Annotated in this window: 15 protein-coding genes and 2 pseudogenes; 7 read left to right on the top strand and 10 right to left on the bottom strand. The window is 70.9% G+C overall.

Features of this window, described 5'->3' with window-relative positions:
* Positions 1–14: 14 nt before the first annotated feature.
* The 3 genes from OCS65_RS06710 to OCS65_RS06700 form a co-directional block, all read right to left on the bottom strand.
* Positions 15–680 carry an ArsR/SmtB family transcription factor gene (locus OCS65_RS06710; protein ID WP_029545830.1) on the bottom strand — a complete coding sequence of 222 codons (666 nt, stop codon included), beginning with the start codon at positions 678–680 and terminating at the stop codon, positions 15–17.
* A complete protein-coding gene (locus tag OCS65_RS06705) occupies positions 673–1,989 on the bottom strand; it encodes an MFS transporter (protein ID WP_029545832.1) in 1,317 nt (438 codons plus the stop codon). The genes OCS65_RS06710 and OCS65_RS06705 overlap by 8 nt, the downstream gene beginning before the upstream one ends.
* 145 nt (positions 1,990–2,134) lie before the next feature.
* A complete protein-coding gene (locus OCS65_RS06700) occupies positions 2,135–2,374 on the bottom strand; it encodes a hypothetical protein (RefSeq protein ID WP_006939756.1) in 240 nt (79 codons plus the stop codon).
* A gap of 286 nt (positions 2,375–2,660) precedes the next feature.
* Here OCS65_RS06700 and OCS65_RS06695 point away from each other — a divergent pair, with 286 nt between their 5' ends.
* A complete protein-coding gene (locus OCS65_RS06695) occupies positions 2,661–2,930 on the top strand; it encodes a hypothetical protein (protein ID WP_185713039.1) in 270 nt (89 codons plus the stop codon).
* A gap of 18 nt (positions 2,931–2,948) precedes the next feature.
* Here the strand turns inward: OCS65_RS06695 and OCS65_RS06690 are convergent, their stop codons facing one another.
* The gene (locus tag OCS65_RS06690) at positions 2,949–4,385 is read right to left on the bottom strand and encodes a hypothetical protein (RefSeq protein ID WP_029545836.1); all 1,437 of its coding nucleotides are present in this window, start codon (positions 4,383–4,385) and stop codon (positions 2,949–2,951) included.
* Between the two features lie 180 nt (positions 4,386–4,565).
* Here OCS65_RS06690 and OCS65_RS06685 point away from each other — a divergent pair, with 180 nt between their 5' ends.
* Entirely contained in the window at positions 4,566–5,123 is a 558-nt protein-coding gene (locus OCS65_RS06685; protein WP_006939749.1) for a CsbD family protein, read from the top strand.
* A 29-nt stretch (positions 5,124–5,152) separates the two neighbouring features.
* On the top strand, positions 5,153–5,845 hold the full coding sequence (locus tag OCS65_RS06680) for a hypothetical protein (protein ID WP_006939747.1): 693 nt from the start codon (positions 5,153–5,155) through the stop codon (positions 5,843–5,845).
* 28 nt (positions 5,846–5,873) lie between these two features.
* Here OCS65_RS06680 and OCS65_RS06675 read toward each other — a convergent pair whose 3' ends face one another.
* The 5 genes and pseudogenes from OCS65_RS06675 to OCS65_RS06655 form a co-directional block, all read right to left on the bottom strand.
* The gene (locus OCS65_RS06675) at positions 5,874–6,914 is read right to left on the bottom strand and encodes a TIGR03617 family F420-dependent LLM class oxidoreductase (protein ID WP_029545838.1); all 1,041 of its coding nucleotides are present in this window, start codon (positions 6,912–6,914) and stop codon (positions 5,874–5,876) included.
* A gap of 20 nt (positions 6,915–6,934) precedes the next feature.
* Complete coding sequence (locus tag OCS65_RS06670) at positions 6,935–7,135, bottom strand: hypothetical protein (protein WP_006939743.1); 201 nt, start codon at positions 7,133–7,135, stop codon at positions 6,935–6,937.
* 83 nt (positions 7,136–7,218) lie between these two features.
* Positions 7,219–8,823, bottom strand: a pseudogene (fadD1, locus tag OCS65_RS06665) (fatty-acid--CoA ligase FadD1).
* Between the two features lie 4 nt (positions 8,824–8,827).
* Positions 8,828–9,844: an alpha/beta hydrolase gene (locus OCS65_RS06660; RefSeq protein WP_029545840.1), complete on the bottom strand. Its 1,017-nt coding sequence runs from the start codon at positions 9,842–9,844 to the stop codon at positions 8,828–8,830.
* Positions 9,845–9,883: 39 nt separating this feature from the next.
* Positions 9,884–11,206 (bottom strand): flavin-containing monooxygenase, encoded by a 1,323-nt coding sequence (locus tag OCS65_RS06655; RefSeq protein ID WP_029545842.1) that lies wholly within the window; start codon positions 11,204–11,206, stop codon positions 9,884–9,886.
* A gap of 190 nt (positions 11,207–11,396) precedes the next feature.
* Between OCS65_RS06655 and OCS65_RS06650 the strand changes: the two genes are divergently transcribed.
* Positions 11,397–12,002: a TetR/AcrR family transcriptional regulator gene (locus OCS65_RS06650; RefSeq protein ID WP_006935252.1), complete on the top strand. Its 606-nt coding sequence runs from the start codon at positions 11,397–11,399 to the stop codon at positions 12,000–12,002.
* A gap of 10 nt (positions 12,003–12,012) precedes the next feature.
* Here OCS65_RS06650 and OCS65_RS06645 read toward each other — a convergent pair whose 3' ends face one another.
* Positions 12,013–12,627: a TetR/AcrR family transcriptional regulator gene (locus OCS65_RS06645; RefSeq protein WP_029545845.1), complete on the bottom strand. Its 615-nt coding sequence runs from the start codon at positions 12,625–12,627 to the stop codon at positions 12,013–12,015.
* Positions 12,628–12,739: 112 nt separating this feature from the next.
* Here OCS65_RS06645 and OCS65_RS06640 point away from each other — a divergent pair, with 112 nt between their 5' ends.
* The 3 genes and pseudogenes from OCS65_RS06640 to OCS65_RS06630 all read left to right on the top strand — a co-directional run bounded on the left by OCS65_RS06640 (position 12,740) and on the right by OCS65_RS06630 (position 17,442).
* Entirely contained in the window at positions 12,740–14,296 is a 1,557-nt protein-coding gene (locus OCS65_RS06640; protein ID WP_043798478.1) for an acyl-CoA synthetase, read from the top strand.
* Positions 14,297–14,307: 11 nt separating this feature from the next.
* Positions 14,308–15,519 (top strand): acyl-CoA dehydrogenase family protein, encoded by a 1,212-nt coding sequence (locus OCS65_RS06635; RefSeq protein WP_006935246.1) that lies wholly within the window; start codon positions 14,308–14,310, stop codon positions 15,517–15,519.
* Positions 15,402–17,442 (top strand): annotated as a pseudogene (locus OCS65_RS06630) (alkyl/aryl-sulfatase). Before OCS65_RS06635 ends, OCS65_RS06630 begins: the two are co-directional and overlap by 118 nt.
* Positions 17,443–17,621: the final 179 nt, after the last annotated feature.

The following is a 17,621-nucleotide window of genomic DNA, read 5'->3' as shown; positions in this document are numbered from 1 at the left end:
CGTCGCGGCGGCGGTCAGGCGACGTCCGAGTCGACGGGCAGGCCGGCGAGCCGCCACTCGAGCACACCGTCGGCGGCGCGCCGGGCGGGCACGCCGTGGGTGCGCAGCAGCCGGACCGCGTCGTGGGCGAGCACGCAGTACCGACCGCGGCAGTAGGCGACGATCTCGCGGCCCGCCGGCAGGTCCGCGAGCCGCTCGGTCAGCTCGTCGAGTGGCACGTGCAGCGCGCCGGGCAGGTGCCCGGCGGCGTATTCGGCCTCGGGGCGCACGTCGAGCAGGACCACCTCGCCGGTCTCGAGGCGGTGCAGCAGTTCCTCGGTGCCGACGACCGTGGTGTCGTCCGGGCCGAGATACGCGCGACGGGCGAGCTCGGTGTGCGGGCGGTGCCGCTGGGCGACGCGGCGCAGAGTGTCCCACAGGACGGCCACGTCGTCCCCGGCGAGCGAGTAGAAGATCCGCTTGCCGTCGCGGCGGGACTGCACCAGCCCGGCCGCGCGCAGCGTCTGCAGGTGCGCCGAGCAGGTGCTCACCCCGAGCCCGGCGGCGGCGGCGAGCTCGTCCACGCTGCGCGGGCCCTGCGCGAGCAGGTCGAGCAGTTCCAGGCGCGCGGGGTTGCCGAGCACCTTGCCGACGGCGGCGAACTCCCCGAAGAGGGCATCCTTGGCGGCTCGATCAGCCATGGGCGGGGTCCTCCTGTGCGACGCGGGCAGGTCGGGGGTGGGTCTCGTACATGCGCACCGCGACGATCAGCCCGGACAGGGCGGTCAGCGCGGCCACGACCCACACGGCGGCGTGGACGCCGAACGCGTCGGCGACGATACCGGCCAGCAGGGCGCCGGCGGCGAATCCGCCGTCGCGCCAGAGCCGGTACACGCCCACGGACCGGGCCCGCCAGGCGGGGTGGGCGACGTCGCCGATCGAGGCGAGCAGGGTCGGGTAGACCAGCGCGGTGCCGGCACCGAGCGCCACCGCGGCGATCGCCCACGGCAGGAACGCATCCGAGACGGCGATCACGGCCAGGGCGAGGGCCTGCAGCCACATGCCGGCGACGATCATCCACTTGCGGCCCCACCGGTCCGACAGCGCGCCGGTGGCCAGCTGGCCGACTCCCCACACGGCCGGGTACAGCGCGGCGAGGACGCCGATCCGGCCGACCGAGAGGCCGGCCGCGGCGAACAGGATCGGGAACAGGCCCCAGGCGAGGCCGTCGTTGAGGTTGTTGACCAGGCCGGCCTGGCTGGCGGACGACAGTGCCGGTTCCTTGAAGCTGGTCTGGACGAACACCTGCCGGTCGGTGAGCTTGTCGTGCAGGTGGTCGTGGCGTCCGTCGGCGCGGGCCACGTGGCCGACGGCTTCGAGGCGCGCGTGTTCGCGGGTCTCCTTCACGGCGAGGGTGGACAGTCCCAGGCCGAGCGCCGCGAAGGCGATGCCGAGCAGGAACGGCGCCGGCCGCAGACCGTAGGCCTCGGCCAGGTAGCCGGTGGCGAGCGCGGTCGCGGCGACGGCGGCATACCCCGCGGCCTCGTTCAGTCCCATCGCGAGCCCCCGGCGGGCCGGGCCGACCAGGTCGATCTTCATCACCACCGTGGTGGACCAGGTCAGTCCCTGGCTGATGCCGAGCAGCACATTGGCGAAGATCACCCAGCCCCACGACGGAGCCCAGATGAGCAGCAGGGGCACCGGGACTGCGACCAGCCAGCCGGCCACGAGCACCGGTTTGCGCCCGTACCGGTCGGAGAAGGTGCCCGCGAAATAGTTGGTGATCGCCTTCGACAGGCCGAAGACGAGGATGAACGACAGGCCGGCGGTGTAGGCGCGGATGCCGAATTCCTCCTCGGCGAGCAGCGGCAGCACGGTGCGTTCCTGGCCGAGCATGCCGCCGACGAGGGCGTTGACCACCACCAGCAGCGTGAACTGGGCGGCGTTGCGGCGCAGGCCGAGTCCGATCCGTTCGCCGGACGGGGTGGTGGGGCGCGTGGGGCTGTTCATGAGCCGCCCTCCGGGGACGTGTGGGATCAGGGTCGCCGCGCGCCGGTCCTTCCCGGCGGGAGACGCAGCCGACTTCACTACGGCATTCTATGGAATTATGGAATGAACTGCCACCGACGTCGGAACGGGTGTGCCCTCGCGGCGATCAGTGCAGGTTCTCGGCGTGCCGGACCGCCGTCTCCAGATGTTTGTCGACGCTGCGCAGATCCAGGCGCGCGTCGGCGAGGAGGTCGAGGATCTCGAGGAGCGCGGCCTCGGCGGAGTCTCCGTGGGAATGGCGATCGATCCGCCCGAACTCTTCGCTCAGTTCCTTGATACGTCGATCGAACACGTGCAGATCGGCCCGCAACCGCGAGGCGTGCCGGGCCAGCTCGGGGGTGCTCATTGCGGGACCGTCCTTCGATTCGACGTGCGGGGTGTGAAGTCATCGTGGCCGACGGGGTGCTCCGGCGCCACGCCCGGCACCCGGCCGGTCCGCTCGGCGGATACGCCGCAACCGGCCTTCTCGTCCGGCCGCACAGGTGGAAGAATCACCGGAGAGCTCTCGCACCGGACTCGACGCCCGAAACGAAGGGTCCGGGGATGTGCCGCGGGGAGGCGGTGACGCGATGGATCCTGTTCGGCTGAACAGCGGTGTGCACCGGTGGTCCACCGAGCATCTCGTTCGACTCGTGGACCAGAGCACGACGCACGATGCCGCCGTGGGGTGCGGACCTGTCGAGGCGGCCCGGATCGAATTGGCCCGCAGACGCGCCGGTGGAACGTTCGATTGGATGTGCCTGGTCGAGGATCCCGCCGATCCGGACCACCGCACGGAGAGCTTGATCCTGTCCCTGCCCACGGGAGTGACCGAGGAGCAGGTGCGGTCGGAGGCACTGGCCCGTGCGCGCGCACGGTACGGTCCGCGGGTGGTCGTCCGCCACGTCCGCGCGTACGACTGACGAGGTGCCAGCGGACGATCACGGTCCGGCGTCTCCGCTGAATCCCACCTCGGACAGCGACGTCCGGAAGCGGTCGGGCCCGACCGACGCCAGCTCCGTGATCCAGACGAGGACCTCCGACATCGGTGCCGCCGTCGCCGCCACCGGTATGCGGGTCACGCCGGAGCCGAGGACAGCGCCGCCGATCGTCTGCGACGCGTGGTCCGGGCCGCCGCCGCGGGGTGCCGTTCGAATCTCGACACGCGAACCGGCACTGAGGCTGTCGATCCGGACCTCGCCGAGACGGACCGGCCGCGGGAAGGCGATCGTCAGGCCCACGCCGCTCCGGCCGGCCGGGACCGGCCGGGGATACAGGTCGGTGCTCCAGGCCGTATTCGGGTTGGCGTCCGCCGCAAGGTCTGCCGTCACCGCATTGTCGGTAGTCCCGTCCCATGACTGGGCGCGCACGGACAGCGGAACGAGGGGGGAGCCGGGCGACGCCGCCCCGGCACCGATCGTCGGCGCCACGACGGCGACTGCGGGCAGCGTCGGTGCCGTCACCACGGAATCGCCACCCGGGCCACTCAGGGCGGTGCCGGCGACCCAGCCGACCGCGGCGAGGCACGCCACCAGAACCAGTGCAGCCGAGGCAGGCACGACCGCGATGCGCCGGGGAGGGGTCGCGGGTGGCCGATGCGCCGGGAACCGTTCCGGTGCCGGCGAAGGGGTTTGGCGACGTACGGCTTCGGCCGTGCGTTCCGCGCCCCGGAACCGCACGTCGTCACGGGGGAGCATCCGATCCAGCCGGTCGACGAAATCGGTTGCGGTACAGACGTGTCCGTCCAATGCCTCGTCGGCGAGCTGCCGCATCGGCTCTGCGCCGGGGCGCGCCTCGCCGGCGCCGAGCAGGCAGCGCAGCACCGCGCCGAGCCCGGCGACGTCGGTCGTCTCGTCCGCACCGGACAGGATCGCGGGGAAGGCGAGGACGGCGGTACCGCACTCGCCGACCCGGACGCGGACCGGATCGTCCAGGCACAGGACCGTGGACTGCCGGTGCGCGGCGCGCACCGTCTCGGCCAGGCGAAGCGTCATCCGTGCGGCCGCGGCCGGGTCCGGACGGTCGGCGGCGACGTCGCGCAGCGACCGGCCCCGCGTCCACTCTGCCACCACCACGCAGTGGTCGGTGTCGCCGACCACGTCGAAGACCCGGGCTGCGGCCCCTGCCCGCTCGAAGGCCGCCGAGGCGGTCCGCACGCACAGCCCCGGGAAGAAGCCGGCATCCGGGGCGGGGCGAGGCACGAGGGTCAGCGCGACGGTCCGGTTCATGGCCGTGTCGCGCCCCCGCCAGCACTGCAGGCCGCCCACGGTGCCGTGCCGCTCCACCAGCCGGTAGCGGCCGCCGCCGACGTGCGCTCCGGCCTCCGGGAGCACCCGTCGAAGCCTTCCGTCCGGAGCCGAGCCGTCGTTCCCGGTCATCGACGTCGCCTCCCCCTGAGCCGGATCCTCGCGCCTCATTGTCCGCCGGAGCGCAGGCGGCTGGGCCCGGATCCGCACTCCGAAAATCCTCCTGCGTGATTGACACGGGCCATTTGCGGTTACCCCCGGGTAGCGGACAACCCCGCACAGACAGTCCCTACCACCGAGGAGCAGGACGTCATGGACGAAGAGGGCACGTCCGCGGAAGCCCGCGAGGGCTTGCTGGATTCCATCAAGGGCAAGGCGAAGGAAGTCGCGGGCGCGGTGACCGGCAACGACTCGCTCACCGCCGAGGGCCAGCTCCAGCAGGCCGAGGCCCACGCACGCAAGGAGGCGAACACCGCCGAAGCCGTCGCGCGGGCGGAGACCGAGGAGGCTGCGGACGAACTCGGGTCGATCCACGAGCGGGGCGCGCAGGAACGAGCGACGGTCCGGCAGGAGGCCGCGGCCGCGGAGCAGGACGTGCGCCGCCGGCAGCAGAGCGAGCATCTGGTCGCCGAGCAGCAGGCGCAGCACCGGGCCGCGGCCGGGCGGCTCGAAGCCGAACGCGACGCCCGCGTCGAGACGGCGCGCGCGCAGTCCGCCGAGCGCGCCCGGGTGGCCGAGGCCACCGCCGACGCGATCGATGCCACCGAGGAACACCGGGAGGCGATGGACGAGGCCGCCGAGGCGCGCGCCGAGGCCGCGCGGGCCCGGCAGAAGGCCGAGAGCCTCGGCGACGACGCCGAAACGCCCTGACCTCTCATACCCGACGAAGCGGAGACGACATGAACATCACCACCGTGCCCCTGGCCGTGTTGCGCCTTCAGTACCAGATCTTCCGATTCCCGCTGCAGATGATCGAGCAGCAGGTGTTCTCGCGGTTCCCGCCCGACGCACCCCCACGACTGATGTACGAGCGGGGCCTCGGCCTGCTCGACGGGACCGTGGGAACCGTGCTCGGCGCCCGCGACGTGCAGCAGCGCGGCGCCGCGATGACCGAGCGCACCGACGCGTTCGCCCGGGCGAGCGCCCTCGAGGAGGAGGCCGCCCGCAAGGAGCAGGAGGCCGACGCCGCGCTGCGCGCCGAGCGCGAGCAGGCGCGGGCGCAGCAGTCGGAGGCCCACGAGGCGAGGCAGCGTGAGGTGGCGCAGGCCCGGGCCCGTGAGGAGGAGCGCAAGCGCACCGCCGCACGGGAGGCCGAGCAACGCGCCGAGGCGGCGAAACGGCAGGCCGACGCCGAGGCGGCACAGCGCACGCAGGCGGTCGAATCGGCCCGGCGGAAGGAACAGGAGCAGATCAGGGCCGCCGAGCAGGCCGCCGCCGCCCCGGCCGAGGCGCAGCTGAAGGACGCCGCCGACAAACGGGGCGAGGCAGCCGACAAGCGTGCCCGCGCCGAGCGGTTGGAGGATCTGTCCGAGGCGGAGAAGGTCGGGCGTCGTGCCGAGCGCAACGGCGAGGCCGCAGGCGGACCGGCCTGACGAGGCGACCCGTCGGGCGCCGCGGTCCTCACCGCACCGGCCGCACCGGGATCGCCCGGATGCGGTCGAGCAGGGCCGCGAATTCGTCGTCGTCGGCCGGGTCCTCGGGCGGGTCGATCGACAACCCGTCGCACGTGCCGCCGTACCAGGATTCGAGGACGGCCGGCAGCTGGGCGTAGGTGCCGTGCGGGACGAGGGTGCGCAGGACGTCGTCGCTCACCGTCTCCGTCATCTCGTTCCAACGCTGTTCCCGCGCCAGCCTGGTCAGCCGCTCACCGAATTCGGTGAGACCGAGCGCCGCCAGCGTTCCGCGGTAGGCGGGTGTCGAGTACAGGAACGCGAATTCGGAGCGGGCCGCCTCGCGCGCGGCCGCGACGACGCGGTCGTCGCGGCCGGTGATCGCCTTGGGAACCACCACGACGCGGGGGCCGCCGTCGCGCCGGCCACGGCGTTCGGCGCCCTCGCGCAGTGCGGGCAGGATGTGTTCGCGCAGGAACGTGGGGTGCGAGTTCGTCGGGTGCGTGACGAATCCGTCGGAGCACTCACCGGCGAGCACACACATCCGCCGGTTGACGCCACCGGTCCACAGTTGCGGCGCCGGGACATGGACGGGGCCGGGTCGGAAGTACGGCTGCAACCGGTCGAATGTGTAGTGCGTGCCGCTGTGCGACAGAGGCTCTCCGGTGGCGAACGAGCCGAAGATCGCCCGCAGGGAGTCGAGGTAGTCGCGCAGCTGGGCGGCGGGATTGCTCCACGGCATCGAGAACCGGCCGACGATGTTGCCGCGGACCTGCGTCGCGAGACCGAGCTGGAAGCGGCCCCCGGAGAAGCGGGCGAGCTCCCACGCGGAATACGCGGTCACCATCGGGCTCCGGGCGAAGGCCACGACCATGCTGGTGCGCACCGTCAGCCGCGACGTGTGTTCCAGCGCCAGCGCGCACACGGTGAACGGGTCCCGCACCGTTTCCGACACGTGCACGGTGTCGTACCCGAGCGCCTCGATCCGGCGTACCCGCTCGGCCACCCGGCCCAGTTGCGTGTCCGCCGGCAACGACGCCACCCTCTCCATGGCGAGACCTCTCGTCGCGGTCAGAAGACGACGATTCCGCGCGGGTTCCTGCCCTCGTGCCTGCCGGTGAAGCCCTGGGCGGTGGCGCCGAGCCGGTCGTACGGGGAGAACACCGAGCGTTCCTCGGGCCGCATCCACTCCTCGAGGTGGTCACGCGAGTACTGCTGCCGGCGTTCGAGCAGCGCGTGCACGTCGGAGGCGGCGACGGTGGTTGCGGTCATGACGCGGATGCTAGGAGCGCACCTGCGACGCCCTCGCCGGAGTCCCGCTCAGCGAGACTCGAACGCGCGGCCTCTCCCCCGGATCACCCGGTCACGACGTAGCCGCCCTCCTCCCCCGATGTCGTGCCCGTCGCGCGACGGTCGCGGCGGGACCACAGCACGCCGCCGCCGGGAGTCGGGCCCTGTTGCACCAGTTCGCGTTTGAGGATCTTGTTCGTAGCGGTACCGGGCAGGTCGGCAGCGATGCGCACGTAGCGGGGCCACGCCTTCGGCGACAGGTCCGGCTGGGCGGCGAGGAACTCCTCGAACATCTCGGGGGTCAGTTCGGCAGCGTCCTGCAGAACCATCGCGGCCATCACCTGGTCGCCGACGTGATCGTCCGGCACCGCGTAGACGGCGACGCGGTTCAGGGCGGGCAGGCGCTGCAGGATCCGTTCGATGGGAGCGGTGGCGAGGTTCTCGCCGTCGACGCGCATCCAGTCCGCGGTGCGGCCCGCCAGGTAGATCCACCCGTCGGCGTCCTTGTACGCGAGGTCGCCGGACCAGAACATGCCGTGGCGGAGTCGCTCGTCGGTGGCCTCCTGGTCGTTGTAGTACCCGGAGAAGAACCCGGCGCCGTGGGTGTTGACCAGTTCGCCGATCGCCTCGTCCGCGTTGATCAGGGCACCGGCGGCGTCGAACTCCGCGGCGGGGCACTCGGTGACGATGGCGGAGTTGTAGACGGCGACGCCGTCGAGGCCCTTGCCGATCGATCCGCGCGGCGTGCCGGGCTCGCGGGTGACGATGACGGCGTTCTCGGTGGAGCCGAAGCCGTCCCATACCGTGCAGTCGAACCGGCGTGCAGACTCCTCGATGTCGCGATCGGTGGCCTCGTTGCCGAATGCCACGCGCAGCGGGTTGTCCCGGTCATCGGGCCGCTCGGGGGTCGCGAGCACGTAGGCGAGAGGCTTGCCGACGTAGTTCATGTAGGTCGCGCCGCAGCGGCGGATGTCGTCGAGGAACCGGGACGCCGAGAAGGCGGCCGGGACCATGGCGGCGCCGCTGCCGATGCCCACGCTCCAGCCGGCGAGGACGGCGTTGGAATGGAACAGCGGCATCTACAAGTAGCAGACGTCGGTGTCGGCGATACCGAACCGACCGATGAGGTTCTGACCCGCGAACAGCACCATCAGGTGGGCGACGCGGACCGGTTTGGGATCGCCGCTCGTGCCCGACGTGAAGATCATCATGAAGGTGTCCATGGCCTCGACCTCGCGGTGCGGGTGCAGGACACCGGCCCCGGCGAGCAGGTCGGCCCACTCCCGCGACGACGTGTCGAGGATCCGCACCCCCGGCAGGTCGAGCCCGGCCAGCAGGGGCCGGTGTTCCGGGTCGGTGACGACGATCTGGCAGTCGGCGCGCCGGATGTCGCGGGCCAGGCCGTCGCCGCGGCGGGTGGTGTTGATGCCGCACAGGACGTAGCCGCCGAGTCCGGCCGCCGCCATGGCCTCGAGCATGTCGGGAGTGTTGCCGAGCAGGGTGCCCACGTGCATCGGGCGGTCCGGGTCCGCCACGCCCAGCAGGGCCGCGGCCTGGGCGGATGCGCGGCCGAGGTGCTCGCGCCACGTCCATGTCCTGTCGCCGTACACGACTGCGGTGGTGTCCTGGTCGCATCGCTCACGGAGGGCTTGCTGGACGGTCTCTGCCATCGGTCTACCTCGTCGTCGTGGGGGCGGCGTCGTCGTGCCGGGGACTCCCGGCGGTGCCGTCGTGCCGGGGACTCCCGGCGGTGCCGTAGTGCCGGGGACTCCCGGCGGGCGGGCTCCCGGCACCGAGGTGCCGGGACAGGAACGAGATCTGATGGGCGACCGCGGCATCGAACCAGTCGCGCCCCGGCCAGACGTCGAAGTGGTCACACGGGTAGTGGCGGACCTCGGCCCGTCCCCGGGCGGCGGCGACCGCGGCGGCGTGCGGGGGTGCACTGCGGTCGAAGTCGGCGATCTGGACGAGCAGCGGGCACCGCAGTCCGGCGGCGTCCTTGCCCGGCCGGTAGGTACCGAGTTCGAGCGCGACGCCTGCGTCGATCTCGTTACGCCACGTCGGGCCGGCGAGTGCCGTGTAGTCCTCGAAATATCCGTCCAGGGTCAGTGCCGCGGTCTCGCCGGGGCGACCCACGATCGGAATCGTTACGGGTGGAAGGCCTCTCAGCGCCGCGACTCGGCTGCGGGTCCCGATCGCGGTGGACCGCAGCATCGACGGCATCGAATGGTGCCGCGCCGCCAGCAGACCCGCGGCGGGGCCGTCGACCAGCGGCGTGAGGGCGACGACGGCCGCGACGTCCCGGCGGTGTGCCCCCACCGAGAGCACATGTCCACCTGCCAGCGACACACCCCACAGGATCAGGCGATTCGGGTCGGCCCCGTCGAGGCGGGCGGCGGCGCACAGGGCGGCCCGGTAGTCGTCCGCCTGGCCGCGCAGGTCGACCCGTTGACGCGGCGCACCACCGGACGCGCCGAATCCCCGGTAGTCGAAGGCGAGGACGTCGAGACCTGCCGCGGCGAGCCGCTCCGCGAACGCCTGGAGGCCGGAATCCTTGGTGCCGCCGAGCCCGTGCGCCATCACGACGACCGGGCGGCCGCCGTCACCGGCGAACGCCTCGCCCTGCCCGGGGAAGTGCCAGGCGTCGCAGAGCGCGTCATCGGATCGGAAGGTCTTGTGTCGGTGTGTCATTCGGATACCTTCTCGGGGAGGCCGGTCGGGTGGACGCGACTACCGGTGCGCAAGCACCCGTTTCCTGCCGGCGGGTAGTTCGTGTACCCGCAGGTCGTGTTCGTAGAGGAAGTAGTCGACCTGCTGGGTGTGCCGGGGCCGGTCGAGCATGTGCCCGGTGTACTTGCGCTGATCTGCTTCGATCACCCGCTCCATCTCGTCCACCGACGGCAGCCGGTACCGGCCGATCACGTGGGCCGCGACGAGCCGGGCCTGGCATTCGACGAACGGGAACAGGGTAGGCGTGACCTGTGCGAACCCGACGAAGGCGAGGTTGTCGATGCCAGGCTTGAAGATCCGCTTGTAGAGCGGGATGTGGTTACCGGGCGCGCTGACGAAGTCCTCGTCGAAGAACGGGAAGGTGATGTTGTAGCCGGTGGCGTAGACGACGACGTCGAAGTCCGACGAGGTGCCGTCCTCGAAGTGCACGGTCGCGCCGTCGAGTAGGCGGATGTTCGGCTTGGCGACGACGTCGCCGGAACCGAGGCGCAGCGGCAGTTCCACCGATTGGGTGGGGTGGGCCTCGAAGAACTTGTGGTTGGGCGTGGGCAGGCCGTACCGCTCGGGACGCCCGGCGATGACGGGCTGCCCGAGCTGGGCGAGCTTGCGCTGCCAGGAGAGCGGAAGGTGGGGGCTGGTCCGGTAGTACTTGTCGGCCGGACGGCCCGCGATGTACTTCGGCACGATCCAGGCGCTCGAGCGGGTGGACAGGGTGACCTCGTTGCCGAGCGCCTTCGACGACAGCTCCACCGCGATGTCGGCGGCACTGTTGCCGATCCCGACGACGAGAATGCGCTTGTCCGAGAAGTCGATCGGCGTGCGCGGATCGACGTACTGGTGCGAGTGGAGGGACATGCCGGTGAACTCGCCCGGAAAGTCCGGGATCCGTGGATCCCAGTGGTGACCGTTCGCCACGACGAGGAAGTCGAAGTACCGGGTACGCCCGTCCTCGGTGTCGAGTTCCCACCGGCCGTCCGCGTTCCGGCGGGCATGCACGACACCGTTGCGGAACTCGATCCGCGACTCGAGGTCGAACGCCGCGGCGTATCCGTCGAGGTACTGCTTGATCTGGGTGTGATGTGGGAAGTCGGGGAAGGACTCCGGCATCGGGAAGTCCTTGAACGAGAGCTGATGCTTGGACGTGTCGATGTGCAGCGAGCGGTAGGCGCTGCTGTGCCCGTTGGGATTGCCGAACGCCCAGTTGCCGCCGATCCGGTCCGACGACTCGAAGCACGTGTAGGGCACTCCGTAGTCCCCGAGCATCTTGCCCGCGGTCAGACCGCTGATTCCCGCGCCGATGACGGCGGTGGTCGGTGCCGGCATGTCGCAGCTCCTCATGTGCAGGTTCCGGCCATCCGGTGAGCCGGTCCGATCTCCGGCGCGAGCGCGTCCGGTGACGACGACCACAATGTAGAACATGTTCACGGCGGGTGTACACACATTCCGGAAAGTGTCTACTGCGCGTAGGGTCGGCTCGCGGGCCGCGCGGTCCGCCGGCCGAGAGGAACAGCGCGTGCCCATCGAGACGAAACCCGGAAGCGTCCGCGAGCGACTGCTCGCCGCGACGGAGGACTCGCTGCGCGCCAAGGGAATCCGGGCGACCACGATGGCCGAGGTGGCCGAGGCGGCCGGCGTGTCCCGGGCCTGGCTGTACCGGCACTTCCCGGACAAGGCGAGCCTGGTCGGCAGCGTGATCGTCCGGCTCGACGAGGCGTACTGGGCCGACGCCCGAGCGGCGCTCGCCGGGTACGGCTCCTTCGACGAACAGCTCGCGGCCGGCGTCCGGATCGGCCGGGCCACCTACGACGACCCGGGCGCGCTGCCGCTCCGGCTGCGCGCCACCGAGCCGGAGGAGTTCGAGGCGTGCGCCGGCGCGGGGGTGCGCGAACTGGTTCCCGATCTCGCGGCGTTCTGGCTCGAGTTCGTCGTCGCGGCGATCGAACGCGGGGAGGTCCGTGACGACGCCGATCCCGTCGAGGCCGCCGAGTGGGTGGCGCGCTCGCTCATCAGCCTCGCCACCGTGCCTGGCAACACCCTCGACCCCGACGACGCCGCCGCCGTGCTGCGCTACGTGCGGCGGTACGTACTCGCCGGCCTGTCGCCCGCCGCGCCGCGCTGATCGGCGACCGTCAGGACCCGGCCCCGGGCGGCGGTCCGTCGAAGCCGTTCGCCCAGTACCGGCCGCGCAGGGACAGTTCCAGCAGCATTTCCGTGACGTCCTCGAGGGGAAGCACGGGCGGGTCCGACTCGATCCACCAGCGCAGCACGGAGATCTGCTCGCCGACCCAGGCCCGGGCGAGAACGTCGACGTCGATGCGCGGGGTCACCCCGTGGGCGTCCGCGCGCTTGCGGAAGATCCGGGCGACGACCTCGCTGCGGTCGTCCATGAACTCCCGCAGCGCACGGCCGTCGCCCTCCCCGCGCAGGATCACCCGGTACACGTCGCGTTCCTCGGCGGCGTGGCGGAACATCTCCAGGACCGGCTTGCCGGTGAACCCGGCCGACGAGTCCGTGACGAGCGGGCGCAGGCGCTCGTTCAACTCCGCGATCAGATCCGCGACGATCCGCCCGAACAGGTCGTCCTTGTCGGTGTAGTGCCCGTAGAAGGTGGCGCGGCTGAGGTCGGCCCGTTCGGCGATGTCCTCGACGGTGACGGCGCCGTAGCCGCGCTCGAGCACGAGCGTCACGAGCGCATCGCGCAGCAGTCGCTTGGTGCGACGCACCCGGCGGTCTTCCGTGGCCATTGCCGGCTCCCTTCCCGGTACCAGGACGCCCATGCTAGCGCAAGTCTTGACACGGACACCAGTTCAATACATCGTGTCCAATAACAGTCACTCTGTCCGCGAAGGAGCGGAAATGAACCTCGGCATCTATCTGAGCCGCAGCAGTACGTACTGGCCCGACCACGAAGCCGTGGTGTGCGGCGACGAGCGCTGGACGTACCGCCGCCTGGAGGGCTCCACCAACCGGCTCGCCTCGGCACTGCTCGGGCGCGGACTCGAACCGGCGCAGGCGGTCGCCACCTTCGCCGGTAACCGCCCGCAGCTGGTGGAGACCGAGATGGCCCTGTGCAAGGCCGGACTGCTCCGCGTGCCGATCAACGCGCGACTCGGCGCCGCCGAGGTCGCCCACGTCCTACGGGACGCGGCCGTGCGCATGCTGTTCGTCGACGCCGAGCACGCCGAGGCCGCGCTGAAGATCGTCGCCGACACGGGGGCGGACTGCACGGTCGTCGACTACGACGACAGCTGCGACGGCGCGGTGCGCTACAGCGACCTGCTGGCCGAGGGCGACGATCGCCCGGTGGCGATCGAGGTCGACCCCGAGGTTCCCGCGGTCCTGAACTTCACCTCCGGCTCGACCGGAAAACTCAAGGCCGCGGTGCAGACTCACGGCAACCGCCTGGCCAACATGCGCAAGCGCCTGATGACTCCGGACAGCTCGCTCGGTGTCGGCGAGCGCTACCTCGCACCCGGCCCGATCACCCACGCCTCGGGCATGGGCCTGCTCGCCTCCCTCTCCCGCGGATCGACCGTCGCGATCCTGCCGCACTGGGACACCGGGCTGTTCCTGCGCACCCTCGAGTCCGAGCGCATCACCTCGACGTTCATGGTGCCCACCATGCTCAACCTGGTGCTCGACCACCCGGAGGCCACCACCACCGACTACTCGAGCCTCAGATGCGTGCGGATCGGTGGCGCGCCCGTCTCCCCGCAACGCCTGCGTGACGCCGTCGACCTGTTCGGACCGGTCGTCGCCCAGGGTTACGGACAGGCTGAAACCACCAGTGGGGTAACAGTTCTCACTCCGGATGACGTGGAGCGAGGAATCGACTCCGACCCCGAGCTCCTGCTGTCGTGCGGACGCGCGGTGTTCGACACCGAAGTCCGGGTGGTCGACGACGAAGGCCGGCCCGTGCCGGCAGGCGAACTCGGCGAGATCGTCGTGCGCGGGCCGGACTGCGTGCGCGAGTACTGGCACGAACCGGAATTGTCGGCGGAGACCTTCCGCGACGGGTGGGTCCACACGGGCGACATCGGGCGCCTGCGGGAGGACGGGTATCTGTTCATCGTCGACCGCAAGAAGGACATGATCATCTCCGGCGGGTTCAACATCTACTGCAGTGAGGTCGAGGCTGCCCTGTACGAGCACCCCGACGTGTCCGAGGTCTGCGTCGTCGGCGTCCCCGACGAGCGGTGGGGCGAGGCCGTGAAGGCCGTCGTCGTGCCGCGCCCCGGCACCGGGCCGACGGAAGCCGCACTGATCGACCACTGCGCCCAGCGGCTCGCCGGGATGAAGAAGCCGCGCTCGGTGGACTTCGTCGAGTCCCTTCCGATCAACCGCAACGGCAAGGTCGACCGCCGCGCCGTGCGCGACTCCTACTGGTCCGGCGCCGAGCGCCGCGTTCACTGACAAGGACCCCCATGTCGTTCACCCTCACCCCGTCCTACGACGACCACCCGCGGCTCGCGACGCTGGTTCCGCGCCTGCGGGACTACCTCGACGGCGAACTCGCCGAGTACGAACAACGACTCGGCCTGGGACCGGAAACCCGCTATACCCGAGAGCAACTCGAACCGGTGTGGCGGCGCAGCCGTGAACTCGGGTTCTACGGAATCCATCTGCCGCCGGCCCTCGGCGGTCAGGGCCTGTCCTACACCGAACTCGCCGTCCTCAAGGAGGAGGTGGGGGCCAGCGGCCGGATCCTCGCCCACTCGGTCCTCGGTGACATGGGCGGGCCGCTCCGCGTCGGGTCGATCTTCGGCGTGGCCACGGACCACCAGCTCGAGAAGTACCTGATGCCGGTGCTGCGCGGCGAGCGGGCGTGCTGCTTCTCGCTCACCGAGGAGGACGCGGGATCCGACGTACGGCGGATGCGCACCATCGCCACCCCCGACGGGGACGGCTGGCGGCTGACCGGCCGCAAGGTGTTCTCCTCGGCCGGCCCGTTCGCCGACTTCTCCGTGCTCGTCGCGCGAATGGCCCCCGCCGGTGACACCGACCCGGAGGTCTATTCGGCCTTCCTCGTCGATCTCGACTCCCCCGGCTGCACCGTCGTCGACGGTGACCTGCCGATGTCCGGCCAGCACGTGGAGAGCGACATCATCCTCGACGACTGCTACGTCGGGCCCGAGCAGCTGCTCGGCTCCGTCGGCGACGGTCTGCGAATCGGGCTGGGGCGCGTGACCGTCAACCGGTTGCTGCACTGCCCGACGGTGCTGGGCAGCGCGCGACGCGCGCTGCACCTGACCGTCGACTTCGCGAAGACGCGGCACGTGCAGGGCGCACCCCTGGCGGCGTTGCAGTCGATCCAGCACAAGATCGCCGACATGGCCACCGACTACTACGCGGCCCGGAGCATGACCTACGACGCCCTCGCCGCGCTCGACGCCGGCACACCGCCGCGCGTCGAGGCGTTCATGTGCAAGCTGTTCGTCGCCGAGCACGCCTTCCGCATCGCCGACGAGGCCGTGCAGATCCACGGCAAGGCGGGCATGGTCCGCGGCGCCGAGGTCGAATGGCTGTTCCGGCGGCTGCGCATGTTCCGCGTCCTCACCGGGTCGTCCGAGATCCAGAAGAACGGGATCGCCAAGCAGTTGCTCGCACAGCCGGCGCGCGGAAAGGAAGCGGCATGACCAGCCCACTGTCGAGGCCGAAGGCGGCCACCCCCGCCACCGCGGCGGCCAACCGGGCCGTGCTGAGCACACTGGACTTCGCCGACCGGCGTTCCTTCGACGACGCCCGCCGCGGATTCGTCGCCACGATCGACCCGCCGGTGATCCGCGCCGAGAACGGCCGGGTGGTGTGGGATCTGACCCGGTACGACTTCCTCGGCGGCGACTGCCCCGACACCGTCAACCCCAGCCTGTGGCGGCAGGCGCAACTCACCGTGCGGCACGGCCTGTTCCGGGTCACCGATCGCATCCACCAGATCCGGGGTTTCGACATCGCGAACATGACGATCGTCGAGGGAGACACCGGATACCTGGTGATCGATCCGCTGCTCACCCCGGAGACCGCCGCCGCCGGCATGCGACTCGTACGAGAACACCTCGGGGACAAGCCGATCCGCGCGATCGTCTACACCCACAGCCACACCGACCATTTCGGTGGGGTCAAGGGCGTCGTGTCCGGCGACGAGGTGGCGCGCGGTGCGGTGCGGATCGTCGCGCCGTCGGGCTTCATGGAACACACCGTCAGCGAGAACGTCCAGGCCGGCAACGCGATGAAGCGGCGCGCACAGTACATGTACGGCTCGCTCCTGCCGGCGGACGACCGGGGTGTCGTCTCGGTCGGGCTCGGAGCCGCACTCGCCAACGGTGCACCGACGCTGCTCGCTCCCACCGACCTGGTCGCCGAGACCGGTACCGAGATGGTGCTCGACGGGGTGCGGATCGTCTTCCAGTACACCCCGGACAGCGAGGCTCCGGCGGAGATGAACTTCTTCCTTCCGGACCTGCGGGCGTTGTGCATGGCCGAGAACGTCTCGCACAACATGCACAACCTCTACACCCTGCGCGGCGCTCAGGTGCGCGACGCCGCAGCGTGGAGCAACTACATCCGGGACGCCCTCGACCTCTTCGGCGACCGGGCCGATGTGCTGTTCATCAGCCATCACTGGCCGGTATGGGGGCGCGAGGCGATCCGCGAATTCATGGAGAAGCAGCGCGACCTGTACCGCTTCATCCACGACGAGACGCTGCGGTGGGCGGCGCGCGGGCTGAACGCGGCCGAGATCGCGGAGAGACTCGAGCTTCCGCCCGCCCTGGCGACCTACTGGTCCAACCGCGGCTACTACGGAACCCTCGAACACAACGTCAAGGCGGTCTACCAGAAGTATCTGGGCTGGTTCGACGCCAACCCGGCGAACCTGCACCCCCACCCGCCCGCCGCGGCGGCGGCGCGGTACGTCGAGTTCATGGGCGGTGCGGACGAGGTCCTCCGCAAGGCACGGGCCTCGTTCGACGCCGGCGACTACCGGTGGGTCGCCGAGGTGGTCGGCCGGGTCGTCTTCACCGACCCGGGGAACGAGGACGCGCGGGCCCTGCAGGCCGACGCCTTCGAGCAGCTCGGATATCAGGCGGAGGCTGCCTCGTGGCGGAACTTCTACCTGACGGGTGCACAGGAACTGCGCTCGGGCGTCGCCTACGCCGGGGGCGGTGGGGCGCGGGGCGACATGCTCACGGCGATGACCACCGAGATGCTGCTCGATCACCTGGCCGTCCGGCTCGACGGAGCCGCGGCCGCCGAATGCGACGCCCACGTGGCGCTCGATGTGGACGGCGACGGGCGGATCTTCGTCCTGGTCCGCCACGGTGTGCTCGTCCACAGCCGTCGTCCGCAGCGCGGCGACGTGGATGCCACTGTCGCGGCCGGTGCTGGCGCGACTGGTGCTCGGGGCACTCACCGCGGCCGACGCCGAGGCCGCCGGGCACGTCACGATCTCGGGTGACGCCGCCGCGTGGCGGGTGCCGTTCGACCTGCGCGGCGGGTTCGACCCGGCATTTCCGATCGTCACCCCGCGAGCTACACCGCAGGTGAATTATGTTGTCCTCTAACATATTTCACTGACACAGCCCTTGCGTTATGGCATCCGTCACAGTAGGCTGAGTGCAACACGGGACGGTGTACGACTTCGACTTCTCGTGACGATCGACCGGAATGCGCCGCCCTTCCGTCGGGCCACCGACGACGAACGCGGGCCCGGTGCCGATCGGATTCCCAGACGACGTGGCCA

Origin of the sequence: Rhodococcus aetherivorans, assembly GCF_025722975.1 — a bacterium.
Taxonomy (GTDB): Bacteria; Actinomycetota; Actinomycetes; order Mycobacteriales; family Mycobacteriaceae; genus Rhodococcus; species Rhodococcus aetherivorans.
This window is presented reverse-complemented; position numbering and strand designations above follow the sequence as displayed.